Genomic DNA, 5707 nt, shown 5'->3' with positions numbered 1-5707 from the left:
AAAGCATAAGGCTAATATTTTTATTAGTGTACTGCTTATTCATTGTAAAGCTAGTTAAGTGAATAAGGGCGCACGGTGGATGCCTTGGCACTAGGAGCCGATGAAGGACGGGACTAACACCGATATGCCTTGGGGAGTCGTAAGTAGACATTGATCCAAGGATTTCCGAATGGGGGAACCCACTGTTCGTAATGGAACAGTATCCTTACCTGAATACATAGGGTATGGAAGGTAGACCCGGGGAACTGAAACATCTCAGTACCCGGAGGAAGAGAAAGCAAATGCGATTTCCTGAGTAGCGGCGAGCGAAACGGAAACAGCCCAAACCAAAAAGCTTGCTTTTTGGGGTTGTAGGACACTCCTTTGGAGTTACAAAGGAATTCTTTAGACGAACATACCTGGAAAGGTAGGCCAAAGAAGGTAACAGCCCTGTAATCGAAAAGGAATTCTCTCCGGAGTGTATCCTGAGTACGGCGGAACACGTGAAATTCCGTCGGAATCCGGGAGGACCATCTCCCAAGGCTAAATACTCCCTAGTGACCGATAGTGAACCAGTACCGTGAGGGAAAGGTGAAAAGCACCCCGGGAGGGGAGTGAAAGAGAACCTGAAACCGTGTGCCTACAAGTAGTCGGAGCCCGTTAATGGGTGACGGCGTACCTTTTGTAGAATGGACCGGCGAGTTACGATCGTATGCGAGGTTAAGTGGAAGACACGGAGCCGTAGCGAAAGCGAGTCTGAATAGGGCGAATTAGTATGCGGTCGTAGACCCGAAACCGTGTGATCTACCCATGTCCAGGGTGAAGGTCAGGTAACACTGACTGGAGGCCCGAACCCACGTATGTTGAAAAATGCGGGGATGAGGTGTGGGTAGGGGTGAAATGCCAATCGAACACGGAGATAGCTGGTTCTCTCCGAAATAGCTTTAGGGCTAGCCTCAAGAAATGAGTACTGGAGGTAGAGCACTGATTGGACTAGGGGCCCTCATCGGGTTACCGAATTCAGTCAAACTCCGAATGCCAGCTACTTTATCTTGGGAGTCAGACTATGGGTGATAAGGTTCATAGTCGAAAGGGAAACAGCCCAGACCGCCAGCTAAGGTCCCAAAGTATACGTTAAGTGGAAAAGGATGTGGAGTTGCACAGACAACCAGGATGTTGGCTTAGAAGCAGCCACCATTTAAAGAGTGCGTAATAGCTCACTGGTCGAGTGACTCTGCGCCGAAAATATACCGGGGCTAAACGTATCACCGAAGCTGCGGATTGTTCTTACGAACAATGGTAGGAGAGCGTTCTAAGTGCAGCGAAGTCAGACCGTGAGGACTGGTGGAGCGCTTAGAAGTGAGAATGCCGGTATGAGTAGCGAAAAAAGAGTGAGAATCTCTTTCACCGAATGCCTAAGGTTTCCTGAGGAAGGCTCGTCCTCTCAGGGTTAGTCGGGACCTAAGCCGAGGCCGAAAGGCGTAGGCGATGGACAACAGGTTGATATTCCTGTACCACCTCATGATCGTTATGAGCGATGGGGGGACGCAGTAGGATAAGGAATGCGCACCGATGGATGTGTGCGCCCAAGCAGTGAGAGTGTCAGGTAGGCAAATCCGCCTGGCGTAAGCTCAAGCTGTGATGGGGAGCGAAATTTAGTAGCGAAGTTCCTGATTTCACACTGCCAAGAAAAGCCTCTAGCCAGATCATAGGTGCCCGTACCGCAAACCGACACAGGTAGGCGAGGAGAGAATCCTAAGGTGAGCGGGAGAACTCTCGTTAAGGAACTCGGCAAAATGACCCCGTAACTTCGGGAGAAGGGGTGCTCATTCTTTGAGTGAGCCGCAGTGAATAGGCCCAAGCGACTGTTTAGCAAAAACACAGGTCTCTGCGAAGCCGAAAGGCGAAGTATAGGGGCTGACACCTGCCCGGTGCTGGAAGGTTAAGGGGATGGGTTAGCACTTCGGTGCGAAGCTTTGAACCGAAGCCCCAGTAAACGGCGGCCGTAACTATAACGGTCCTAAGGTAGCGAAATTCCTTGTCGGGTAAGTTCCGACCCGCACGAAAGGTGTAACGACTTGGGCACTGTCTCAACGAGAGACCCGGTGAAATTATACTATGCGTGAAGATGCGCATTACCCGCGACAGGACGGAAAGACCCCGTGGAGCTTTACTGTAGCCTGATATTGAATGTCTGTGCAGCTTGTACAGGATAGGTGGGAGCCTTTGAAGCGTGAGCGCTAGCTTACGTGGAGGCATCCGTGGGATACCACCCTGGCTGTATGGACCTTCTAACCCAGGACCGTGATCCGGTTCGGAGACAGTGTCAGGCGGGCAGTTTGACTGGGGCGGTCGCCTCCTAAAAGGTAACGGAGGCGCCCAAAGGTTCCCTCAGAATGGTTGGAAATCATTCGAAGAGTGTAAAGGCAGAAGGGAGCTTGACTGCGAGACCTACAAGTCGAGCAGGGACGAAAGTCGGGCTTAGTGATCCGGTGGTTCCGCATGGAAGGGCCATCGCTCAACGGATAAAAGCTACCCCGGGGATAACAGGCTTATCTCCCCCAAGAGTTCACATCGACGGGGAGGTTTGGCACCTCGATGTCGGCTCATCGCATCCTGGGGCTGTAGTCGGTCCCAAGGGTTGGGCTGTTCGCCCATTAAAGCGGTACGCGAGCTGGGTTCAGAACGTCGTGAGACAGTTCGGTCCCTATCCGTCGTGGGCGTTGGAAGTTTGAGAGGAGCTGTCCTTAGTACGAGAGGACCGGGATGGACACACCGCTGGTGTACCAGTTGTTCCGCCAGGAGCATAGCTGGGTAGCTACGTGTGGAAAGGATAAGTGCTGAAAGCATCTAAGCATGAAGCCCCCCTCAAGATGAGACTTCCCATCACTTCGAGTGAGTAAGATCCCTCAGAGACGATGAGGTTGATAGGTTCGAGGTGGAAGCGTGGTGACACGTGGAGCTGACGAATACTAATCGATCGAGGACTTAACTAACATCTCTTGATTCGTTGTTTTGCTTATTTAGTTTTCAGGGTATAAATACAACTAAATAGTTGAGATTCTGTGATGGTTTAATGATAAACTCAGCAGAGCGACATAGTATTATGTCTGGTGACGATGGCGAAGAGGCCACACCTGTTCCCATACCGAACACAGAAGTTAAGCTCTTCAGCGCCGATGGTAGTTGGGGCATTGCCCCTGCGAGAGTAGGACGTTGCCAGGCAATATTTTTGTATAGTATAATAAAAAATGAGCATACTAAAAGAGTGTGCTGCATAATAGATTACATAGAATAATTACTATTATTCTACAGTAGCTCAGTGGTAGAGACGATCATCACTTCTACCGAATCAGCTACGAGTAACCCCGAAGCATATACCTTCTCTGAATAAACTAGAAGATGCAGGGGTCCAACAACATCGAACAATCAGTCAAAAACTTGGCTGGAAATATTACTACTATTATTCCACAGTAGCTCAGTGGTAGAGCAATCGGCTGTTAACCGATCGGTCGTAGGTTCGAGTCCTACCTGTGGAGCCATTTTTTTGTTTATTTATTTATGTTTTAATGCTTCCATAGCTCAGCAGGTAGAGCACCACCATGGTAAGGTGGGGGTCAGCGGTTCAAGTCCGCTTGGAAGCTCTTTCCAAACACTTATGTCTAAAGAGATGTAGGTGTTTTTTTATATGCATTTTTCTTATGGGACAGCAAAACATAACTATAATATAAGAACAAAAATACTAGGATTCCTACAAGGCATAGATTAGCGTAGTACCATATTCCGTTACCTAATAAGCTAAGTGGTGTATTAGCAGAAGGTGTTCTGGCGAGAAATAGAAAGTTTGCATGAACGATAGGGTTAATAATAAATCCGATAATAGTAGCATAGCACAGGAGATATAAATAGGTCTCCAGTGTCTTTTTTATGGTTAGCCGCACCGGAAATGCTAGGATGAGAAATAAACTTGCCCATGACAGGATACTATGATGGATGAAAAATTGCCAAAATCTAAATTGGGGATAGCCTTGCTGTAATTCGGGTGTTATTACAGCTAAAAATGATGGGAAAATGCCAATAAAGAAAGTAATTTGTATTAATTTGTAGTTCTTGGTCCAAAGAGCGAGCATGGCAATAATTCCAGCTATACTGCAAAGCTGAAAAGGTAAAAATTCACGTGGATTCCATGTTCCGTTTATAATTCCCCATGCCTGGTAACTCAACTCTGAGGTAACTAAGATAGTCAGTAATGAGCCCCGGATAGCATTAATAGTTGTTGGTTTAAGCCTCGGTGTATAGATTATTAGGATTATGATGCCGATGAGGTAGAAAGCTATCATCAAAGTATGTGGCAATCCAAAAGGTTGAAATGTCTTAATTGGGCTATTTCCAAACCATTCTTCCATTCTAATCTCTCCCACTTCACTAGTTCTTAATAAAATGACGCTTACTAAAACTGCTAGTAAGCGTCATAAAGTATTGATTACCTATTATCTATCCACCAATAATATTGTATCCAGAGTCTACGTGTAATACTTCTCCTGTTATTCCTCTAGAAAGTTCACTCATAAAGAATAACGTTGCATCGCCTACTTGATCTTGATCAACGTTGCGACGTAATGGAGCCTTTTCTTCGACAACACTTAGCTTATCATTGAAGCCTGAAACTCCTTTAGCTGCTAGCGTACGAATAGGTCCTGCTGAGATAGCATTTACACGAATTCCATACTTTCCTACATCTTCAGCTAAATAGCGAACGCTAGCCTCTAAGGACGCTTTCGCAACACCCATAACATTATAGTTTGGAATAACTTTTTCTGCTCCTAAATAGGACTGTGTCACAATGCTGCCACCCTCTGTCATTAAATCCTTAACAGCGCGAGTAACTGCAACAAGTGAAAATGCACTAATATTTTGGGCTAATAAGAATCCGTCGCGTGAAGTATCGGCATATTCACCTTTTAATTCATCACGATTAGCAAATGCAATTGCATGGACTAGACCGTGAACAACGCCAACTTTTTCTTTAATCTCTTGGAAAGCATTCGTGATACTTTCATCATCGGAAACGTCACACGATACAATTAGTTTTGCCTCAATATCATTTTTCTCAAGTAGCTTCGTTAATTTTTGATAAGATCGTTCTTGTCTATTGGTAAAAATTAAATTAGCTCCAGCATTGTGTAATGACTTCGTAACACCCCAAGCAATACTGCGCTCATTAGCTACACCCATTACCACTATATTTTTATCTTTCAATAGTCCAGCCATTTTGAACCTCCATTTATGATTAACTATTAGTACCTAATTCTAATTTATCATTTTTTCATCTGAAAACCAATTTTTTATGTAAAAATATTTTTTTAAATGTCCTGTTAACCCAGGATAGGACAGATTTTACGAGGGTTTGAGAATTTTTTTAAAAAAATCGTCGTTTTTCTCTTTACAAAGGTATCAAATCTGTATATAATAAAATTCGTTGACTGCTAAGACAAGCAACCAACTGAAACTGGCCCGTTGGTCAAGCGGTTAAGACACCGCCCTTTCACGGCGGTAACACGGGTTCGAATCCCGTACGGGTCACCAAGTGGAGGATTAGCTCAGCTGGGAGAGCACCTGCCTTACAAGCAGGGGGTCGCAGGTTCGAGCCCTGCATCCTCCACCATTTTTGCCGGCCTAGCTCAATTGGTAGAGCAACTGACTTGTAATCAGTAGGTTGGGGGTTCAA

The 5707-nt window shown here is 45.8% G+C and carries 2 protein-coding genes, 4 tRNA genes and 2 rRNA genes; 6 read left to right on the top strand and 2 right to left on the bottom strand.

The annotated features are described in order from the left end of the window. Positions 1–52: 52 nt before the first annotated feature. The 4 genes from JF53_RS10430 (at position 53) to JF53_RS10415 (ending at position 3623) form a co-directional block, all read left to right on the top strand. Positions 53–2975: ribosomal RNA gene (locus JF53_RS10430) — 23S ribosomal RNA — on the top strand. A gap of 113 nt (positions 2976–3088) precedes the next feature. Further along, positions 3089–3204: ribosomal RNA gene (gene rrf / locus JF53_RS10425) — 5S ribosomal RNA — on the top strand. A gap of 242 nt (positions 3205–3446) precedes the next feature. Further along, positions 3447–3521 (top strand) — tRNA-Asn (locus tag JF53_RS10420). A 29-nt stretch (positions 3522–3550) separates the two neighbouring features. Continuing rightward, positions 3551–3623: transfer RNA gene (locus tag JF53_RS10415), tRNA-Thr, on the top strand. An 18-nt stretch (positions 3624–3641) separates the two neighbouring features. On the opposite strand, the gene JF53_RS10410 is transcribed toward JF53_RS10415, so the two are convergent. After that, positions 3642–4385, bottom strand: a complete 744-nt coding sequence (locus tag JF53_RS10410) for a YwaF family protein (RefSeq protein WP_047980542.1) — start codon at positions 4383–4385, stop codon at positions 3642–3644. An 88-nt stretch (positions 4386–4473) separates the two neighbouring features. Continuing rightward, entirely contained in the window at positions 4474–5250 is a 777-nt protein-coding gene (gene fabI / locus JF53_RS10405) for an enoyl-ACP reductase FabI (protein ID WP_047980541.1), read from the bottom strand. Positions 5251–5490: 240 nt separating this feature from the next. Between fabI and JF53_RS10400 the strand changes: the two genes are divergently transcribed. Both JF53_RS10400 and JF53_RS10395 read left to right on the top strand, forming a co-directional pair. Beyond that, positions 5491–5565, top strand: a tRNA-Glu gene (locus JF53_RS10400). A gap of 3 nt (positions 5566–5568) precedes the next feature. Further along, positions 5569–5644, top strand: a tRNA-Val gene (locus tag JF53_RS10395). Positions 5645–5707 lie beyond the last annotated feature (63 nt).

The organism is Ornithinibacillus contaminans (assembly GCF_001038425.2).
Classification (GTDB): domain Bacteria; phylum Bacillota; class Bacilli; order Bacillales; family Amphibacillaceae; genus Ornithinibacillus; species Ornithinibacillus contaminans.
This window is presented reverse-complemented; position numbering and strand designations above follow the sequence as displayed.